At 35.5% G+C, this 19616-nt stretch carries 19 protein-coding genes; all 19 read left to right on the top strand.

All coding sequences use genetic code 11. From position 1 onward, the window contains the following. Positions 1-49: 49 nt before the first annotated feature. The 19 genes from sucC (at position 50) to ACMW72_RS00900 (ending at position 19606) form a co-directional block, all read left to right on the top strand. Positions 50-1210, top strand: a complete 1161-nt coding sequence (gene sucC, locus ACMW72_RS00990) for an ADP-forming succinate--CoA ligase subunit beta (protein WP_418366969.1) — start codon at positions 50-52, stop codon at positions 1208-1210. 18 nt (positions 1211-1228) lie between these two features. Beyond that, a complete protein-coding gene (gene sucD / locus ACMW72_RS00985) occupies positions 1229-2140 on the top strand; it encodes a succinate--CoA ligase subunit alpha (protein ID WP_418366968.1) in 912 nt (303 codons plus the stop codon). Positions 2141-2420: 280 nt separating this feature from the next. After that, entirely contained in the window at positions 2421-3515 is a 1095-nt protein-coding gene (gene dprA / locus ACMW72_RS00980; protein ID WP_418366967.1) for a DNA-processing protein DprA, read from the top strand. Between the two features lie 151 nt (positions 3516-3666). Beyond that, positions 3667-5739 (top strand): type I DNA topoisomerase, encoded by a 2073-nt coding sequence (topA, locus tag ACMW72_RS00975; RefSeq protein WP_418366966.1) that lies wholly within the window; start codon positions 3667-3669, stop codon positions 5737-5739. A gap of 27 nt (positions 5740-5766) precedes the next feature. After that, positions 5767-7098: an FADH(2)-oxidizing methylenetetrahydrofolate--tRNA-(uracil(54)-C(5))-methyltransferase TrmFO gene (gene trmFO / locus ACMW72_RS00970; RefSeq protein WP_418366965.1), complete on the top strand. Its 1332-nt coding sequence runs from the start codon at positions 5767-5769 to the stop codon at positions 7096-7098. Between the two features lie 48 nt (positions 7099-7146). Next, the gene (xerC, locus tag ACMW72_RS00965; protein WP_418366964.1) at positions 7147-8043 is read left to right on the top strand and encodes a tyrosine recombinase XerC; all 897 of its coding nucleotides are present in this window, start codon (positions 7147-7149) and stop codon (positions 8041-8043) included. Positions 8044-8109: 66 nt separating this feature from the next. Then, on the top strand, positions 8110-8655 hold the full coding sequence (hslV, locus tag ACMW72_RS00960; protein ID WP_418366963.1) for an ATP-dependent protease subunit HslV: 546 nt from the start codon (positions 8110-8112) through the stop codon (positions 8653-8655). Positions 8656-8669: 14 nt separating this feature from the next. After that, positions 8670-10058, top strand: coding sequence for an ATP-dependent protease ATPase subunit HslU (hslU, locus tag ACMW72_RS00955; protein WP_418366962.1), 1389 nt, complete (start codon positions 8670-8672; stop codon positions 10056-10058). Between the two features lie 17 nt (positions 10059-10075). After that, complete coding sequence (gene codY / locus ACMW72_RS00950) at positions 10076-10855, top strand: GTP-sensing pleiotropic transcriptional regulator CodY (protein ID WP_418366961.1); 780 nt, start codon at positions 10076-10078, stop codon at positions 10853-10855. Between the two features lie 348 nt (positions 10856-11203). Next, a complete protein-coding gene (gene flgB, locus ACMW72_RS00945) occupies positions 11204-11614 on the top strand; it encodes a flagellar basal body rod protein FlgB (RefSeq protein WP_418366960.1) in 411 nt (136 codons plus the stop codon). Between the two features lie 3 nt (positions 11615-11617). Next, a complete protein-coding gene (gene flgC, locus ACMW72_RS00940) occupies positions 11618-12067 on the top strand; it encodes a flagellar basal body rod protein FlgC (protein WP_418366959.1) in 450 nt (149 codons plus the stop codon). A 13-nt stretch (positions 12068-12080) separates the two neighbouring features. Then, entirely contained in the window at positions 12081-12377 is a 297-nt protein-coding gene (gene fliE, locus ACMW72_RS00935; protein WP_418366958.1) for a flagellar hook-basal body complex protein FliE, read from the top strand. 31 nt (positions 12378-12408) lie between these two features. Continuing rightward, positions 12409-14004, top strand: a complete 1596-nt coding sequence (gene fliF, locus ACMW72_RS00930; RefSeq protein WP_418366957.1) for a flagellar basal-body MS-ring/collar protein FliF — start codon at positions 12409-12411, stop codon at positions 14002-14004. A 12-nt stretch (positions 14005-14016) separates the two neighbouring features. After that, the gene (gene fliG / locus ACMW72_RS00925; protein WP_418367372.1) at positions 14017-15027 is read left to right on the top strand and encodes a flagellar motor switch protein FliG; all 1011 of its coding nucleotides are present in this window, start codon (positions 14017-14019) and stop codon (positions 15025-15027) included. Continuing rightward, on the top strand, positions 15020-15829 hold the full coding sequence (gene fliH, locus ACMW72_RS00920) for a flagellar assembly protein FliH (RefSeq protein ID WP_418366956.1): 810 nt from the start codon (positions 15020-15022) through the stop codon (positions 15827-15829). The genes fliG and fliH overlap by 8 nt, the downstream gene beginning before the upstream one ends. After that, positions 15826-17145, top strand: a complete 1320-nt coding sequence (gene fliI, locus ACMW72_RS00915; protein ID WP_418366955.1) for a flagellar protein export ATPase FliI — start codon at positions 15826-15828, stop codon at positions 17143-17145. Before fliH ends, fliI begins: the two co-directional genes overlap by 4 nt. Positions 17146-17149: 4 nt before the next feature. Beyond that, positions 17150-17587 carry a flagellar export protein FliJ gene (gene fliJ / locus ACMW72_RS00910; protein ID WP_418366954.1) on the top strand — a complete coding sequence of 146 codons (438 nt, stop codon included), beginning with the start codon at positions 17150-17152 and terminating at the stop codon, positions 17585-17587. Between the two features lie 11 nt (positions 17588-17598). Next, positions 17599-18213 (top strand): MotE family protein, encoded by a 615-nt coding sequence (locus ACMW72_RS00905; RefSeq protein ID WP_418366953.1) that lies wholly within the window; start codon positions 17599-17601, stop codon positions 18211-18213. 37 nt (positions 18214-18250) lie between these two features. Then, on the top strand, positions 18251-19606 hold the full coding sequence (locus ACMW72_RS00900; protein WP_418366952.1) for a flagellar hook-length control protein FliK: 1356 nt from the start codon (positions 18251-18253) through the stop codon (positions 19604-19606). Positions 19607-19616: the final 10 nt, after the last annotated feature.

The raw sequence follows: 19616 nt of genomic DNA, 5'->3' as shown, positions 1-19616 counted from the left end.
GCAACCTTCTTTCTATGTAGCAAAAGAAAGTTTTGTAGGAGGCTAGAAAATGAATATCCACGAGTATCAAGCAAAGGAAATTCTAAGAAAATATGGAGTTGCTGTTCCAAATGGAAAAGTAGCATTTACTGTTGAAGAGGCTGTAAATGTAGCAAAAAGCCTTAATTCGGATGTTGTTGTTGTAAAAGCGCAAATTCATGCTGGTGGGCGAGGAAAAGCTGGTGGTGTGAAAATTGCCAAAAATTTAAATGAAGTTCGTGAATATGCAAAAGAACTTTTAGGAAAAACCTTAGTCACACACCAGACAGGTCCTAAAGGAAAAGAAGTGAAGCGTTTACTTATTGAAGAAGGGAGCAAAATACAAAAAGAATATTATGTTGGTATGGTTGTTGATCGTGCCACAAGTCGTGTGGTCATGATGGCTTCGGAAGAAGGGGGCACAGAAATCGAAGAGGTAGCGGCTAAAACTCCAGAAAAAATCTTTAAAGAAGTGATTGATCCAGCGGTTGGGTTATTGCCATTCCAAGCGCGGAAATTAGCGTTTGCGATCAATATACCTTCTCACTTGGTCAATAAAGCTGTTCAATTTATGTTAGGCTTATATCAAGTCTTTGTAGAAAAGGATGCTTCTATTGCGGAAATTAATCCATTAGTTGTTACTGAAGAAGGGAATGTTCTTGCTTTAGACGCCAAAATCAATTTTGATTCTAATGCTCTTTATCGTCATCCTGATATTAAGGAACTTCGTGACCTTGATGAAGAGGATCCAAAAGAAGTGGAAGCATCTCGTTATGATTTAAGTTATATCGCTTTAGATGGAAATATCGGATGTATGGTTAACGGAGCGGGTCTAGCAATGGCCACAATGGATATCATTAAATATTATGGTGGAGAACCAGCGAATTTCTTGGACGTTGGTGGTGGGGCAACCACGGAAAAAGTAAAAGAGGCTTTCAAAATCATTCTTTCTGATCCAAAAGTAGAGGGGATTTTTGTTAATATTTTTGGTGGCATAATGAAATGCGATATTATTGCTAACGGTATTGTAACCGCCGTAAAGGAAATGGGATTAGATCGACCATTAGTTGTTCGGCTTGAAGGTACGAATGTGGAATTAGGGAAAGAAATTCTTAATAAGTCGGGACTTAATATCGTTACTGCTGATTCAATGGCCGATGGTGCGAAAAAAATTGTAGAACTAGTGAAATAGGAAGGCGGGGAAAATACAATGAGTATTTTAATTAATAAGGATACAAAAGTCATTACTCAAGGAATTACTGGTTCCACAGGTATGTTTCATACCCAACAAGCGTTAGAATATGGAACGCAAGTGGTAGCTGGGGTTACTCCAGGAAAAGGAGGAACTACAGTATTAGGTTTACCTGTTTATGATACGGTGAAAGAAGCTGTAGAGAAAACAGGAGCAACTGCATCTGTCATTTATGTTCCTCCAGCTTTTGCTGCTGATGCGATTATGGAAGCTGTGGATGCAGAACTAGATCTTGTCGTTTGTATCACAGAAGGAATTCCTGTTTTAGACATGGTAAAAGTGAAGAAATACATGGAAGGAAAGAAAACACGACTCATTGGTCCAAACTGCCCGGGAGTTATAACCCCAGGCGAGTGTAAAATTGGGATCATGCCTGGATATATTCATTTGCCGGGTCATGTAGGAATTGTCTCTCGAAGTGGAACATTAACTTATGAAGCGGTACATCAGTTAACATCTTATGGAATTGGCCAATCCACTGCAGTTGGAATTGGTGGAGACCCTGTAAATGGCACCAACTTCATCGATGTTTTAAAAATGTTTAATGAGGATCCAGATACCTACGCTGTGATTCTAATTGGAGAAATAGGCGGAACTGCGGAAGAAGAAGCAGCAGAATGGATTAAAGAAAATATGACAAAACCTGTTGTTGGTTTTATTGGCGGACAAACCGCTCCCAAAGGAAAAAGAATGGGGCATGCCGGAGCGATTATTTCCGGTGGAAAAGGTACAGCAAAAGAAAAAGTAGCCAAATTAAAAGAAGCAGGGGTTCGTATTGCTCCTACACCTGCGGAAATCGGTTCAACTCTTGTTGATCTTCTAAAAGAAAAGGGATTACTTGAAAAGTGCATCACAAAAAAAGATCAATAATTTTTTTGAAGAAGGGAGATCAACTCCCTTATTTTTTCAAGCCAAGATAATTTAGGTTTGTATATTCCATAAGCAGCGACTTTTGGGAGTGTATTTCTTACTTATTCTATTCAAAAGAAATACACAAACAACAAAGCGCGTTGGAATATACAAACCTATTTTTATGCTGTGTTTGTATGAAAATTTTACTTTACAGACAAGGTATTTTTTGGCAAACTTGAAAAAGTAGTTAAAAAATTCATGAATTTAATAGATATAAAAAAGTTGGATGGTGTTGTTGATGGAGGAGAGGGAATTATTCATCTTTTTACATTCCATTAAGGGGATTGGTTGGAAAACGATAGAAAGGCTTAAAACAACTCTTGAATCGTTTCATTCTCTTTTTAATTTTTCCCCCCTTGAATTATCGATGATGGTAGGAATCGATTTAACAAGTGCAGAGCGGATCATTGGGAATCTAACAAAAGAGAACATGGAGCAATTTCAACAACAAATAAAGCAGTGGGAAAGAGAAGGAATTCGAATTTTAACGATGTCTGATGAAAATTATCCCCCCTTATTAAAGGAAATCGCTCAACCACCTTGGGTTTTGTATTATATGGGTAACTTAGATCTATTTTATGAACCTTCTATTGCGATTGTGGGGACAAGAAATCCGACTGCATATGGAATTACAGTTACGGAAAAAATGGCAAAAGAATTAACATTGTCTGGTTGGACTGTCGTCAGCGGAATGGCAAGAGGAATTGATAAAGTAGCCCACGAAGCAGCATTGGAGAACCATGGTGGCACCATTGCTGTATTAGGAAGTGGAATCGATGTCATTTATCCTAAAGAACATCAGCGCTTATATAAAAGAATACAAAATAATGGTTTAATTGTATCAGAATATCCGCCAGGAACACCCCCTTTTCCCGGTTTCTTTCCCCAAAGAAATCGGATTATTAGTGGACTTACCTATGGAACGATTGTCGTTGAAGCTTCATTGAAAAGTGGATCTCTTATTACTGTTAAGCACGCTCTTGATCAATCAAGGGAAGTTTTTGCTATACCCGGTCCGATTATATCCAAACAAAGTCTTGGAACCAATTCTTTAATTCAACAAGGTGCAAAACTGATTCAAACAGCAGAGGATGTAAATCAAGAATTTCCCTATTTAAATCTTAAAAAGAAACAGCTAAAAAAAACGGAAAAAATAGAAATAACAAAAAAAGAAGAAAAAATTTTCACTCTAATTACAGATAAAATTCATATTGATGAAATCGTGTTACGGTCAAAACTACCCCTTTCTGAAGTCTATGAATGTTTACTCTCATTACAATTAAAAGGATTCGTTAAACAATTACCTGGAAGTTATTATAGGAAGAAGACATAAAAAGGATAGAATGTATTTTATATGTATGAACAAGTCATAAATTTGTATTGAATAATTTGACAAATAGAAGTCTACTATTTAATAATAAAGAATGTTTAACAAAATTGACCAAAATTGACTTGGATTGTGTTTAAAGAGGGGAGGAAGGTTCTTGGCTGACACATTAGTAATTGTTGAATCACCAGCAAAGGCAAAAACAATTGGAAAATATTTAGGAAGAAAATATGTTGTAAAAGCCTCTATGGGGCATGTGATTGATTTGCCAAAAAGCCAATTAGGTGTTGACATAGAAAACAATTTTTCACCCAAATACATTACCATTCGCGGGAAGGGAAATATTCTAAAAGAATTAAAAGAAGCTTCAAAAAAAGTAAAAAAAGTTTATCTTGCTGCTGACCCTGACCGTGAAGGGGAGGCGATTGCATGGCATCTGCAGCGAGCATTAAATATCGACGAAAAAGAAAAATGTAGGGTCGTATTCCATGAAATCACCAAAAACGCAATTCAGGAAGCTTTTAAACACCCGAGAACCATCAATTACAACCTTGTTGATGCCCAACAAGCAAGAAGGGTATTAGATCGTTTAGTTGGTTATAAAATTAGTCCTATACTATGGAAAAAAGTAAAGAAAGGACTAAGTGCAGGTCGTGTTCAATCCGTAGCTGTAAAATTAATCTATGACCGCGAAAAAGAAATTCAAAATTTTGTTGCTGAAGAATTTTGGACGGTAACCCTTCATCTAGAGAGTAAGGGAGAGCGATTTGAAGCAAAATTTTATGGATACGACGGTAAGAAAATACAACTTCAATCAAAAGAAGAAGTTGATGAGTTATTAGCGAATATCAAAGACCAACCGATCATCATTTCTGAGATAAAAAAAAGTGAGCGAAGGAGAAATCCAGCACCTGCATTTATTACAAGTTCCCTTCAGCAAGAGGCAGCAAGAAAGCTGAATTTTAAAGCAGCTAAGACCATGCAAGTGGCTCAGCAGCTTTACGAGGGAATTGAGCTTGGAAAAGAAGGAATTGTTGGTCTTATAACTTATATGCGAACTGACTCAACAAGAGTCGCACAAACAGCTCGGGATGAAGCAAAACAATATATTTTAGATCACTATGGAAGTGAATATGTTTCCAATGTAACAAAAACAGAGAAAAAGGGAAATAAAACTCAAGATGCTCATGAGGCCATTCGGCCCACTTCTGTGTTTCGAACACCTGATTCGATTAAAAGTTATTTATCAAGGGATCAATACCGTCTATATCGATTAATATGGGAACGTTTTGTTGCTAGTCAAATGGCACAAGCGATACTAGACACGATGACCGTTGATATGATGGTTGGAGACAAGAAAGCGATCTTTCGTTCGACGGGTAGTAAGGTAAAGTTTCCAGGCTTTATGAGACTATATATTGAGGGAAACGATGACAATAAAAAGGAAGAGGACAAAATCTTACCACCCCTTGAAGAACAGGAAGAGGTAAAACTTCACAAGATTGAACCTGAACAACATTTTACCCAACCTCCTCCACGTTATACGGAAGCAAGATTGGTTAAGACAATGGAAGAATTAGGCATAGGGAGACCAAGTACTTATGCTCCAACCATCGATACCATTCAAAAACGTGGTTATGTGAAATTAGAAGATAAAAAATTTATACCAACGGAATTAGGAGTTCTTGTCATTGAACTGATGAAGGAGTTTTTTCCTGAGATACTTGATGTAGAATTTACTGCGCAAATGGAAGATAATCTTGACCAAATCGAAGAAGGTCGTTTAGAGTGGGTCAATGTTATCCGTCATTTTTATGAGGACTTTGAAAAACGATTGAATTATGCAGAAAAAGAGATGGAAGAGGTAGAGATTAAAGATGAACTAGCGGATGAGGTTTGTGAGAAATGTGGCCGACCTATGGTTTATAAAATGGGACGCTATGGCAAATTTTTAGCGTGTTCAGGATTTCCCGAATGTAGAAATACAAAACCAATCGTAAAAAGTCTTCATGTCTCATGTCCAAAATGTGGAGGAGAGATTGTCGAACGGAAAGGGAAAAAAAGAGTATTCTATGGTTGTAGCAATTATCCAAATTGCGATTTTATTTCCTTTGATAAACCAGCAACACGCCCCTGTCCCAAATGCGGGAGATTAATGATTGAAAAAAAATCGAAGAAAGAGACAGTAAATGAATGTACCTATTGTAATTACAAAGAGACGATCCAATAATTGTAGGAATATGGAGGCATTATCAATATGACAGAACAAAAACCAATCAATGTAGTAGGAGCAGGGCTTGCTGGAAGTGAAGCAGCTTGGCAAATCGCAAAATGTGGGGTGCCTGTCCGTTTATACGAGATGAGGCCAGTGAAAAGTTCACCTGCTCATCATACGGAACAATTCGCAGAATTAGTTTGTAGTAATTCTCTTCGTTCAAATAGCCTTACAAATGCCGTAGGGCTATTAAAAGAAGAAATGAGAAAGTTTGACTCCATCGTTATCGGTACAGCTGATCGTCATTCGATTCCAGCAGGTGGTGCTCTAGCCGTTGATCGAAGTCTATTTTCTCAGACCATCACAAATACAATCAAAAATCATCCCCTTATAGAGGTTGTACATCAAGAAGTAACTGAGATCTTTGATGGATTAACGGTTATTGCAACGGGCCCATTAACTTCTGATGCGTTAGCAGAAAAAATTTTAGCATTAATTGGTGAAGAATATCTTTATTTTTATGATGCAGCAGCCCCAATTATTGAAAAAGACAGTATTGATTTTAGTAAAGTCTTTATTGCTTCTCGTTATGATAAAGGGGAAGCCGCATATATTAATTGTCCGATGACAGAAGAAGAGTTTAACCTTTTTTACGATGAACTAATAAAGGCGGAGACGACAGAATTGAAGAATTTTGAAAAAGAGATTTATTTTGAGGGCTGTATGCCTGTTGAAGTTATGGGGAAAAGAGGTAGACAAACTTTGCTCTTTGGGCCCATGAAACCTGTTGGCTTAATCGATCCAAGAACAGGAAAACAGCCATATGCCGTTGTTCAGTTACGACAAGATAATGAGGAAGGAACATTATATAATATAGTAGGTTTTCAAACCCATTTGAAATGGGGAGAACAAAAAAGAATCATTCGTATGATTCCAGGACTTGAGAATGCAGAAATTGTTCGCTATGGAGTCATGCATCGCAATACGTTTATCAATTCACCAAAAGTATTGAGACCAACGTACCAATTTAAAAAACGTGATGATCTTTTTTTTGCTGGTCAAATGACAGGCGTAGAAGGTTATGTTGAATCTGCTGCATCGGGATTAATTGCAGGTATTAATGCAGCTTTGATCTATAAAGGAAAAGATCCTGTTGTTTTTCCAAGAGAAACGGTATTGGGAAGCATGGCCCATTATATCACAACAGCTGACCCAAAACATTTTCAACCGATGAATGCAAACTTCGGCTTGCTTCCACCGTTGCCACAAAAAATTAAAAACAAAAATGAAAAGAATTTACAAATTTCACAAAGATCGTTAAATATAATTCAGAATTTTTCACAATACGTACACAATTTGGGCTGTCACAATTAATTATACTGTGGTAATATTATTTTTGGTCTGAAAATAGGTGATGAATAGATGGAGCCGTATGATCCATACTTGATTGAGTTCCAAGGATATCTTCAAATCGAAAAAAATGCTTCACCTCATACCCTAAAAAATTATATAAGGGATATCAAAGATTTTCGTCTCTATATGGCTTCACTCGGTTTAACTTCTTATGAAAAAGTAGAGTATCTTCATGTCAGAGGTTATCTTGCATTATTAAATAAAATGGAATATACTCGAAAGACGATTTCAAGAAAAATGTCAAGTCTTCGCGCATTTTATCGATTTTTAACAAGAGAAAACTATATACAAACGAATCCTTTTCAGATGGTTTCAACACCAAAAATTGAAAAAAAGCTCCCTCAGTTTTTGTATCCAGAAGAAATAGAAGAATTGTTACGACTTCCTGATCGATCTAGTCCCATTGGTTTACGAGATCGTGCCATTCTCGAAACGTTATATGCAAGCGGCATGAGGGTTAACGAACTAGTCTCACTGGATCTTGATTCTATAGATCTTATGACTGGAAACGCTCTAGTTTTTGGCAAAGGGGCAAAGGAACGTTACGTACCTTTAGGAACTTATGCGATTAAGGCCTTAAAAGATTACATAAATAACGCTCGAACAAAATTAAATCCACTATCTCATGAAAAGGCGTTATTTTTAAATCGATATGGGAAGCGACTGTCAGATCGAAGCGTTCGGCGATTGATCGATAAATATGTTCGGTATTTGTCTACTGTAAAAAAGGTCAGTCCTCATACAATTCGCCATACTTTTGCTACCCATTTGTTAAATGCTGGAGCGGATTTAAGAGCTGTTCAAGAACTATTAGGGCATGTAAATATATCAACAACTCAAATTTATACACATGTAACAAAAGATAGATTGCAAACGATTTATAAAAATTTTCATCCAAGAGCTTAATTTTATATAAAAAATATAAAATTCTGAATATAGATTTATTTTTTTGGAAATAAAGGAGGATAAGGTGTGTCTCAAACCTTTCATGCGACAACGATTTTTGCTGTACAGCATAATGGGAAATCTGCCATGGCAGGGGACGGCCAAGTTACTTTTGGTAATAGCATGATTATGAAACATTCAGCAAAGAAAGTAAGACGTCTCTATCATGGTAAAGTTATTGCCGGCTTTGCTGGTTCTGTTGCTGATGCTTTTACCTTATTTGAAAAATTCGAAGCGAAACTGGAAGAGTTTCACGGAAACTTATCCAGAGCAGCGGTAGAACTGGCGAAAGAATGGCGAATGGATAAAATATTACGTCGTTTAGAGGCGATGTTAATTGTGATGGATAAAGACCATCTTTTACTCATTTCGGGTAATGGCGAAGTGATTGAACCAGATGATGGAATTTTGGCCATTGGTTCAGGAGGAAGTTATGCTTTAGCTGCTGGAAGAGCTTTAAAGCGAAATGCACCGCAAATGACGGCAAAAGAGATCGCTTTACAAGCACTTCAAATTGCAGCAGAAATTTGTGTATATACAAATGATCAAATTGTAATAGAAGAGATTGGGTGAGGGGGGGAAACAAGATGACAGGACAAACGTTAACTCCGAGACAAATCGTTGAAGAATTGGATAAATATATTGTTGGTCAAAAACAGGCAAAACGTGCAGTAGCTATAGCTTTACGAAATCGTTATCGCCGAAGTTTACTAGATGAATCTCTTCGCGAAGAAATCATTCCAAAAAATATCTTAATGATTGGACCTACTGGTGTTGGTAAAACGGAAATCGCTCGTCGATTAGCGAAACTCGTTGGTGCTCCATTTATCAAAGTAGAAGCTACCAAATTTACAGAAGTGGGCTATGTTGGCCGCGATGTGGAGTCGATGGTAAGAGATTTAGTCGAAACAGCGATTCGAATGGTAAAAAACGAAAAAACGGAACAAGTAAAAGATAAGGCAGAAGAATTGGCAAATGAAAGGTTGGTTGACCTTCTCATACCTACCAAGAAAAAAAACAAAAATCTGAAGAATCCTCTTGAAATGCTGTTTGGAGGACAGACCCAGCAAAATACGGATGATCAACATGTAGAAGAAGAACTTGCCCAAAAAAGAAGAAGTGTTCGTTTTCAACTATTAAATGGTCAATTGGAAGATGAAATCGTTGAAATAGAAGTAGAAGATAATGTACCTTCTATGTTAGAGATTTTTACTGGGTCAAGTATGGAACATATGGGAATCAATATGCAAGATATCCTTGGTAACCTTGTTCCGAAAAAAACAAAAAAAAGAAAACTCCCAATAAAAGAGGCCAGAAAGATTTTAATTCAAGAAGAAGCGCAAAAACTAATTGATATGGATGAAGTGATTCAAGAATCCATTCAAAGAGCGGAACAATCGGGAATCATTTTTATTGATGAAATCGATAAAATTGCAGGAAAAGAAAGAGGACCTGATGTTTCTAGAGAAGGAGTACAACGTGATATTCTCCCGATTGTAGAAGGCTCAACAGTAATGACCAAATATGGTCCTGTTAAAACAGATTATATTCTTTTTATTGCTGCTGGAGCCTTTCATATGTCAAAACCCTCTGATCTTATACCTGAATTACAGGGACGTTTTCCCATTCGTGTAGAACTTCAGTCTTTAACAGTAGAAGATTTTGTACAAATATTAACAGAACCTAAAAACGCGTTAATCAAACAGTATGAGGCACTTTTGGCTACAGAAAATATTCAAATTGAATTTACAGAAGAAGCAATATATGAAATCGCCAAATTGGCTGCTGAAGTGAACCAAACAACGGATAATATTGGAGCTCGAAGACTTCATACGATGTTAGAAAAATTATTAGAGGATTTATTATTCGAAGCTCCTGATATACATCTTGAAAAAATATCGATTACGCCTGAATATGTAAGAGAAAAATTAACAAATATTATTCAAAATATAGATTTATCACAATATATTTTATAGAAGGTAGGAGGACTAAGATGGATTTATTAACAAAAATTCGAAGAATTAATAAACTATTACAAAAAACTGCTGGTCATGCAGTAAATTTCAATGAAATGGCAGAAGTTCTTAGCGATGTGATTGAAGCCAACATTTTTGTAGTTAGTCGTAAAGGGAAAATGCTAGGTGTAGCGATTGCTCAAGAGATTGACAATGAACGCATCTCCGAAATGTTAAGAAAAAGGCAATTTCCAGAAGAGTATAACTCACTTCTTTTGAAGCAAGATGAAACGGTCTCAAACATTGAGGTTGAGAATCCGTTATCCTCATTTCCCATTGAGATGAAGGATATTTTTAAAAACAGTTACACCGCTATAGTACCTATCATAGGAGGTGGGGATCGATTAGGTACACTCGTTCTTGGTCGCTTAAACAAGCAATTTGTCGATGAGGATTTAATCCTAGCTGAGTATGGGGCCACTGTAATCGCAATGGAGATATTAAGAGAACGATCTGAAGCGATGGAAGAGGAAGTAAGAAGCAAAGCGGTTGTCCAAATGGCAATTGGATCCCTTTCTTATAGTGAATTAGAAGCAGTAGAACATATCTTTGAAGAATTAGATGGAAAAGAAGGTCTACTTGTTGCAAGTAAAATTGCTGATCGTGTAGGAATTACACGCTCTGTCATTGTTAACGCTCTAAGAAAACTTGAAAGCGCAGGTGTGATTGAGTCCCGCTCTCTTGGAATGAAAGGTACCTATATTAAAGTACTAAATGAAAAATTATTATCTGAACTAGAGAAACTAAGAACAACTTAATCCTGTTTTAAGACCTAGCCAAAGTCAGGTTAGGTCTTTTTTTATCGAAAATAACTTTTCTTGCTACTTTATCTTTTAACTTCTGACTGCTATATCTCCAATAGTTCTTAAATACTAGGCATTATTACCTAAAAATACCAAATAAAATATTTTTATTAGGATATATAGGACTGTTTGATTTTACTTTTCTTTGTTATGATCTAATTTGTGACATTTTTATACATACTTAATCTATTTTTTACAAAAGATTAAAAGAAAAATGTCGAAACACGCAGGAATTTTGTATCACGATATGGAAATATATTTACTTGATATCAAATCTCCTGAACTAAAAAGGAGGATCTAATAATGAATCTTTTTCAATCGATACAATCATTAGAACGTGCAATGGACGTTTCATCTTTAAGGCAGCGATTGATAACGAGTAATATTGCAAATATAGAAACGCCTGGATACAAAACAAAAGATATTTCTTTTGCTGATATATTAAAACAAGAACAATCAAACGTTAATAACTTTTCATTTAAAGGATATCGAACTCATCCTAGTCATTTTCAAATTACTTCACAGTCGAATTCTTATCAGCACAGAATTATTACCGATAATCGCACCTCAATGCTGAATAATGGGAACAACGTAGATATTGATTTTGAAATGACAAAATTAGCTGAGAATAACATCTGGTACAATACGTTGTCGCAATTAATAAACAAAGAGTTTTCCATGTTACGTCTTGTGATTAATGAAGGGAGACGATAAACAATGAAGTTATTTTCAACTATGGATATTAGTGCATCTGCATTAACCGCTCAACGATTGAGAATGGATGTCATCTCCTCCAATATTGCCAATGTGGAAACCACAAGAGGACAACTGGTAAATGGAAAGTGGCAACCTTATACAAGAAAAATGGTTGTAATGGAACCTTACTCTCAGGACAGCTTTAATCAAGTATTAAGTCGGTATTTAGGTTCATCCATTACAGAAGGGGTTCGAGTTACAAAAATTATTAATGATCCAACCCCGTATAAAAGAGTCTACCAACCTAATCACCCCGATGCAGATGAAAATGGATTTGTGCTTTATCCTAATGTTGATCTATTAAAAGAAATGGTAGATATGATTTCGGCAACAAGAGCATATGAAGCGAATGTCACAGCGCTAAATGCGACAAAATCCATGTTAACAAAAGCACTAGAAATTGGTAGATAAGGAGTGATAAAGAATGGTAAATGGAATTAATCCACTGATTAATATGAATAATCAAACCACAGACAAAATCATATCCTCCAAAAACATTGTAACACCATTTTCAAAAATATTAAAAGATGCATTAAATCAAGTGGAAACAGATATCAAAACAGCGAGTGATTTAGTCAAAAAAGTTTCTATAGGGGATGTACAAGACTTGCATCATGTGATGATTGCGACAGAGAAAGCCAGTTTAGGATTGCAATTAACTGTGCAAGTGAGGAATAAAATCGTGGAAGCTTACCAGGAAATTATGAGAATGCAAGTTTAATAGCTTCTGGTGAGCGAGGAGAGATTAAGTAGTGAATGAATTACTTCATAAATATACTGAAAGAATGATCAATTTGTGGAAACCTCTAGAAAAGCGCCAAAAAATCTTATTAATTCTTACATTTTTCATTTTTCTAATATCGATCTCAATTTTTACATATCTATTCACTCGTACGAAATTTGAGCTTGCATTTGTGGGTGTTAACGAAAAACAAGCAGGATTAATTATTAAGAAATTGGAAGAAATGGGGATTCCTTACCGTTTAAGTGCAGACGGGACAAATATCTCTGTCCCTGAATCACAGGCGGCAAAAATAAAGGTGACATTAGCGCAAGAAGATGTTTTAGGAAATGGTAATATTTATAGTAAATTTTGGGATAACGCATCATTTGGAATGACCGATTCCCAATTTCAAGTATTGGAACGAGGTGCAATTGAAGAAGGAATTCGGGACATGATTGTAAATGGGATTCAAGGGATTAAAGATGCCTATGTGATGATTACTTTGCCAAAAGAAAAAGTTTTTTATTCCGAAGATGAACAAAAAGCAACAGCATCTGTTATTGTCAATATTGAACCAGGAATAGAATTAAATCAAAATCAAATTAAGAGTATGTATAATTTGATATCAAAGAGTGTTCCGAATTTACCTATAGAAAATATTACGATTGTGAATCAATATAGTGAACCCTTAGAATATATTGATTATGCACAAAATAACAATTCTACGAATATAACGGCTTTTGATCAACAACGCAAAATCCAAGCTCAGTTTCAACAAGATTTAAAAAAGGAATTAGAAAGAGTATTAAACACTGTTTTAGGACCTAATCAGGCGATTGTGACTGTTTTTGCAAAAATGAATTTCGATCAGCAAAAAACGGTTGAAAATTTAAAAGAGCCTGTAGTAGATGGTAAAGGAATTGCTAGAAGTATAGAAAGAATTCAGGAATCTTCAACAGGTGATGGGAATTTTGCAGGTGGAATAGTTGGTACTGGAAATACCCAAATACCTGGTTATCAAGCCAATACAAATAATAACGGAAACTACGAACATAATGAGGAAAGAATCAATTATGAAGTGAATGAGATTACAAAAGAAATAGTGAGTAGTCCTTACCGTCTTGAGGATCTCAGTATTAATGTTGCTCTTAATATGCCAGAGGATAATGATCCTAATTCGAAAACAGGTCAGACCAAGGAAGCGATTAAAAATCTAATTCGACCGATTTTATTAGCAGCCTTAAATGATCAACAAAAAGTTACAGATCCCACGACGGTTGATCAAAAAATTGCAGTTATCGCTCATCCTTTTCAAAGCGTTACAAATCAAGTACAAAATGCACAAAATTCAAGTGGTATGAATCCATATTTACTTTATGGGCTTATTGGTTTATCTGTCTTTGCAGTAGGTGGAATAGGATATACATTGGTTAGTAGAAGGAGAAAGAAACAGGACGAAAGTGTTGAAGAAGAGACACAACCTATGGAAATAAAAGTACCAGAAATCGATTTTACTCCAAACATGACTGAAGAGATGATGATTAGTAAGGAATTACAAAAATTAGCATCTAAGAAACCAGATGAATTTGTAAAATTAATTCGCACTTGGTTATCAGACGAGTAGGAGGGATTTTTCCTGGTTAGGTTTCAAGAATTAACAGGGAAACAAAAAGCAGCAATCCTTTTAATCACCTTAGGTCCTGAAGTCTCAGCTCAGGTATTTAAACATTTGCGTGAAGATGAAATAGAATTACTTACTTTAGAAATCGCAAATATGCGAAAGATTGATAGTGTGGAAAAAGAAAGAGTATTAAATGAGTTTCATCAAATGGCTGTAGCGCAAGATTATATATCACAAGGTGGAATTGAGTATGCAAAAGAAATCTTGGAGAAAGCCTTAGGTCAACAAAAAGCCATCGATGTGATTAACCGTTTAACAGCTTCTCTTCAAGTTCGGCCATTTGATTTTGCTAGAAAATCTGACCCAAATCAAATCTTGCACTTCATTCAAAATGAACATCCACAGACGATCGCACTTGTTTTATCATATCTACAGCCAGATCAAGCCGCGATGATTTTGTCAGAATTACCACCTGACAAACAAGTTGATGTTGCCAGAAGGATAGCTTTGATGGATGGGACGACTCCAGATGTCATCCACAAAGTAGAACGAGCGCTTGAACAAAAATTATCGACAACGGTGCAACAAGATTTTACAAACACTGGTGGAATAGAAAGTATTGTTCAAATTCTTAATGGAGTAGATCGAGGAACGGAACGAACCATTTTAGATGCGTTAGAGATGGATCATCCAGAATTAGCAAACGAAATTAAGAAGAGAATGTTTGTCTTTGAAGATATTGTCAAATTGGATAATCGTTCTATTCAACGAGTGATTCGAGATGTAGATAACAATGATCTCCAATTAGCACTAAAGATTGCTAGTGAAGATGTTCGTGAAGCGATTTTCAGGAATATGTCCAAACGAATGGTTGAAACTTTTAAAGAAGAGATGGAATATATGGGACCAGTTCGCTTGCGAGATGTAGAAGAAGCACAATCAAGAATTGTTGCTATCATTAGACGCCTTGAAGAAGCAGGTGAAATAATTATCGCTCGTGGTGGAGGCGATGATATCATTGTCTAGAATTTTTAAATCTGTCAAGGAACATGATGTGAAAGAAGTAAAAACTATTACCCACACATTAATTGTTTCTCAACAAAATGTTAAAACGCAAAAAGCAGCAACTGGTCAGACGATGTTAGCTGAAGTCGATTCAGGTCAATCAAGGCAAATACTTCAGGATGCTGAAGAAACTGCGATTAAGATCATTGAACAGGCCAAAAAAGATGCAGAACAAATCAAACGAAATACCGAAAAAGAGATTCAATCGTGGTGGGATCAGAAAAAGATTGAGTTGCAACAAATTGAAGAAGAGGCATCAAAACGTGGATATCAAACTGGTTTTGATAAAGGGTTTCAAAAGGGAATGGAGAAAGCAAACCTAGAATACCAAAATCAATTACAACAAGCGTCCCAAATCTTGCAAGAGGCTTATTCTTTGAAGGAACAAATTATTCAAGAAGCAGAACCAACTATGATCGAACTTGCAGTTACTATTGCAAAAAAAATTATTTTGAAAGAGATTGAAATCGATCCAGAAATTATAAAAAACATTGCACAAGATACATTAAGGAAAACAAAAGAATTTGAAAAAATCATCATCTATGTTCATCCCAACCATTTCGCCTACTTACAAAGTGCGAGGGAAGAGTTGCTAATGGAATTAAACGGAAATGTAGATCTATCCATTTTCCCTGATGCATCGATTAAAGATTTAGGAGTAGTCATCAAAACTTCCTATGGAACTTTAGATGCAAGAATTGATACTCAACTAGAAGAACTTAAGCAAGTCTTATTAGAAGTAATAAATAGGAGAATATCATGATTCCATTTGATCTTGACCAATTAAAAAAGGCAATAGAGCAATCGAATCCCATACGAATGTACGGGAGAGTATCTCAGGTGATTGGATTAACAGTTGAATCCCAAGGTCCTGATGCAAAAATCGGGGATGTCTGCTTGATTTACCCGATGAATAAGAATGAACCAATAAAAGCAGAAGTTGTTGGTTTTAAAAATAATCGTGTCTTATTAATGCCTTTAGGAGAACTAGGGGCAATTGGTCCTGGTTGTGACGTGGTAAATACACGTTTCCCATTATATATAAAGGTGGGACAAACCTTATTAGGAAGAGTATTAAATGGGTTAGGAGAACCATTAGATGATATACCATTACCTCGGGGATTAGAGTCTTATTCAACCAATCAGATGCCGCCTAATCCGTTAACAAGACCAAGGATCCAAGAACCGATTACATTAGGAATCAGAGCAATTGATGGTCTATTAACAGTTGGTAAAGGTCAAAGGATTGGCATCTTTGCAGGAAGTGGAGTAGGAAAAAGTACTCTACTTGGAATGATCGCTAGAAATACTTCTGCGGATGTAAATGTGATAGGATTGATTGGTGAACGAGGGAGAGAGGTAAGGGATTTTTTAGAGCGAGATTTAGGTGAAGAAGGTATGAAAAAGTCGGTTGTAGTTGTTGCAACCTCTGACCAACCTGCTTTAGTACGGATTAAAGGAGCCATTATTGCTACAAGTATTGCAGAATATTTTCGCGATCAAGGGTTAGATGTGAATTTGATGATGGATTCAGTGACCCGTTTTGCAATGGCCGGCAGAGAGGTAGGTCTAGCGATTGGTGAACCTCCTGCTACGAAAGGATACCCTCCATCTGTTTTTGCCATGTTGCCGCGTTTACTTGAACGTTCTGGAACGAATCAACATGGAACCATTACAGCATTATATACAGTATTAGTTGATTCAGATGATATGAATGAACCAATCGCAGATGCAGTTCGTGGGATTTTGGACGGACATATTGTTCTGGATCGAAAATTAGCACAAAAAGGACATTTTCCTGCCATTGATCTGTTAAGTAGTGTTAGTCGATTAATGAAAGATATTGTTTCAGAAGAGCATCTGAAAGCAAGTGAGAATTTTAAGATGTTACTTGCTACATACAAAGATGCTGAAGACTTAATTCATATTGGGGCTTACCAATCGGGGTCAAATCCTTTGATTGATAAAGCTATTCAATACATTCCTAAGATTCGTAGTTTTACACAACAAAAAATCAATGAAAAAGCCAATTTTACTGATACGATTCAACAACTTATCCATGACTTTAAGGAGATATAAATCGATGAAAAAATTTCAATTCCATTTACAAAAGGTCATCGATATAAAAGAAAAAAATCGTGAGCTAGTAGAATGGAGTTATACGAAAATCTTAAACGATTTACAGAAAGAAGAAAAAAAACTAGCTGATCTTTTCTCTGATAAACAACAAATAGAGAAGCAATTATCTGATGAGCAAAAAAAAGGAATTACAATTATTAAGTTACAACAAGTTTATGATTACTTAGCTTTTCTAAGATCCCAAATCAATCAGCAAAAAGAAATGATTAAAAAGCAAGAACATCAATTGCAAGAAAAGAAAGATGAATTAAAAGAAGCAAAAATAGAGGAAAAAATCTGGCATCATTATAAAGATAAAAGATTACAAGAATATTTACTAGAATCGAAACGAGATGAACAAAAGCAAATCGATGAACTAGCCACCTATCGGTCTTATTATTAGAGAGGGGAACAATGATGAAGCCAACTGCTGAAAGAAACTATAGCAAGTTGGAATGGTTCTTTTATATTGTTATTATTCCAATTTTATTTATTACCATATTATCGATCATACTACTTTGGTTTTTAGATTTTGATGTAAAAGGGAAAATATTAACCTATTTAAACCAAATACCTGTTATTGAGAAGATCATTCCCGACTCACAAGTTAATCCTCAATTGAATGGGAATAATGCACCTAATCAAAATGCTCAATGGGAACAAACCATTCAAGAACTAAAAACTACTATCGAACAGAAGAATAACCAAATTAAACAATTAGAATCAAATATAAAAACAAAGGATACGGAATTAGCTCAATTAAAACAACAACTAAATGATGTAACGAAGCAAATTGAAACAAATACTACGTTAAAGCAAGAACAAGTATGGGCAGATCTAGGGAAAATTTATGAAAATATGAATCCTAAAAATGCAGCAAATATCCTATCCAATTTAGATGAACAAGAGGCTGCAAATATCATTAATCAGATGAGTGTCGAGAGTAAAAGTTCTATTTTGGAAAAAATGGATCCCAAAAAAGCAGCTAGTATTTCGACTAAATTGAAAGGATTAGCTTCAAGTCAGTAATGTTAAAATATTAAAAATGGGAAAGGAGGTGAAAAAAATGAATGGTCTATCTATAATCATGAGTTATAGCTCTAATTCGTCTTCCCCTCATCTCATCCTTAAGAATGGAAACGAGGATAATGGTCACATCTTTTCCTTATTATTGGAAGAGATGATGACAGCGACTGAAAATCAGCACCAGGTAGTTCAAGTGCCAATATTGCCACTATCCTTAAATGAAAACGTCAAATTACCACAATTAACGGAACAGAACCTTGATTTAAGTATGGTTAGTCATCCCGTTTATGAAACTAGCCAAAAAGGAAAGCAAAATGATCAAATCAATATAATGTATGATTTGTTACCACTTCAACTATTATTACCGATATTATTACCGACAAAGCAATTTGTGAATACCAACCACCATTTAAATGAACCAAACAAAGAGATTAAAAATCTGGTTCCAATGACAAAAGATGGAATTTACAAATTGAACATTCAACTTGTGCCAAAAGAGTTAGGGCAACTTGATTTGAAAATGATTGTACATCAAGGTCAAATATCTGCTCAATTCATTGTGGATACAGAAGCAGCAAAAGAATTAATTGAAGGACAAATTCACCAATTACGTCAATCCCTTATTCAACAAGGAATTCAGGCGGATCAAGTTGAAGTACATTTTGCAAAACCACAAGTTGAAACGAATCTTGCCAAACAACATGTATTAACCTTCAAGTCAATTAACGAACAACATTTAAATGAAGAGGGGCAATTACAATTTGTGTCATTTGATAAGGAAAATCGTGACACATCATACCTTTTAAAAAACAGACAATTACTAGAAACTAATTTATCTAAAACAAATCTTAATCCAAGTCCGTCTTTTCCTTCGTTTCTAAATAACGATTTAAAGTTGAATTTAATTTTATCTCGTAATCAACCAATCACGATTTCATACAATCAAGATTTTCCATCAGAGTTGGGAAAAGTGATCATAAAACATTCACCATTTCCTAGTGGAATCTCTGAGGTAAAAATTCAACTTCATCCAAAAGAATTGGGACAAATTGATGTAAAAATTATCAATCATCAAGGACAAATTTCTGCCCAATTTAATGTGGATACAGCTGTAGCAAAAGAATTAATAGAAGGACAAATTCACCAATTACGTCAATCCCTTATTCAACAAGGAATTCAGGTAGATCGGATGGAAGTGCAATATACGCCGTCCTCTTCTATTTCAAACTTATTTCTGGATATGAGAAGTGGATTTCACTTTTCTGGGCAAAACCAATCCTCTAAGCAGTATTATCGTTCAAAACAAGGGGATACGTCTCATTATAGGCATTCGGAAGATAAAGAGGATTTTTATGGGGTACCTTATCAAATTTCAGGTATCGACATTACCGTATAAGGAGGGATCA

The organism is Tepidibacillus sp. LV47, assembly GCF_048381575.1.
Classification (GTDB): domain Bacteria; phylum Bacillota; class Bacilli; order Tepidibacillales; family Tepidibacillaceae; genus Tepidibacillus.
The sequence above is the reverse complement of the archived record's forward strand: the minus strand, read 5'-3'. Positions and strand labels throughout refer to the sequence as shown.

What these genes read in the sequence shown, in the direction of transcription:
- sucC (WP_418366969.1), top strand. Translation starts at nt 50, where the DNA reads ATGAATATCCACGAGTATCAAGCAAAGGAAATTCTAAGAAAATATGGA.
- sucD (WP_418366968.1), top strand. Translation starts at nt 1,229, where the DNA reads ATGAGTATTTTAATTAATAAGGATACAAAAGTCATTACTCAAGGAATT.
- dprA (WP_418366967.1), top strand. Translation starts at nt 2,421, where the DNA reads ATGGAGGAGAGGGAATTATTCATCTTTTTACATTCCATTAAGGGGATT.
- trmFO (WP_418366965.1), top strand. Translation starts at nt 5,767, where the DNA reads ATGACAGAACAAAAACCAATCAATGTAGTAGGAGCAGGGCTTGCTGGA.
- xerC (WP_418366964.1), top strand. Translation starts at nt 7,147, where the DNA reads ATGGAGCCGTATGATCCATACTTGATTGAGTTCCAAGGATATCTTCAA.
- hslU (WP_418366962.1), top strand. Translation starts at nt 8,670, where the DNA reads ATGACAGGACAAACGTTAACTCCGAGACAAATCGTTGAAGAATTGGAT.
- codY (WP_418366961.1), top strand. Translation starts at nt 10,076, where the DNA reads ATGGATTTATTAACAAAAATTCGAAGAATTAATAAACTATTACAAAAA.
- flgB (WP_418366960.1), top strand. Translation starts at nt 11,204, where the DNA reads ATGAATCTTTTTCAATCGATACAATCATTAGAACGTGCAATGGACGTT.
- flgC (WP_418366959.1), top strand. Translation starts at nt 11,618, where the DNA reads ATGAAGTTATTTTCAACTATGGATATTAGTGCATCTGCATTAACCGCT.
- fliE (WP_418366958.1), top strand. Translation starts at nt 12,081, where the DNA reads ATGGTAAATGGAATTAATCCACTGATTAATATGAATAATCAAACCACA.
- fliI (WP_418366955.1), top strand. Translation starts at nt 15,826, where the DNA reads ATGATTCCATTTGATCTTGACCAATTAAAAAAGGCAATAGAGCAATCG.
- fliJ (WP_418366954.1), top strand. Translation starts at nt 17,150, where the DNA reads ATGAAAAAATTTCAATTCCATTTACAAAAGGTCATCGATATAAAAGAA.
- ACMW72_RS00905 (WP_418366953.1), top strand. Translation starts at nt 17,599, where the DNA reads ATGATGAAGCCAACTGCTGAAAGAAACTATAGCAAGTTGGAATGGTTC.
- ACMW72_RS00900 (WP_418366952.1), top strand. Translation starts at nt 18,251, where the DNA reads ATGAATGGTCTATCTATAATCATGAGTTATAGCTCTAATTCGTCTTCC.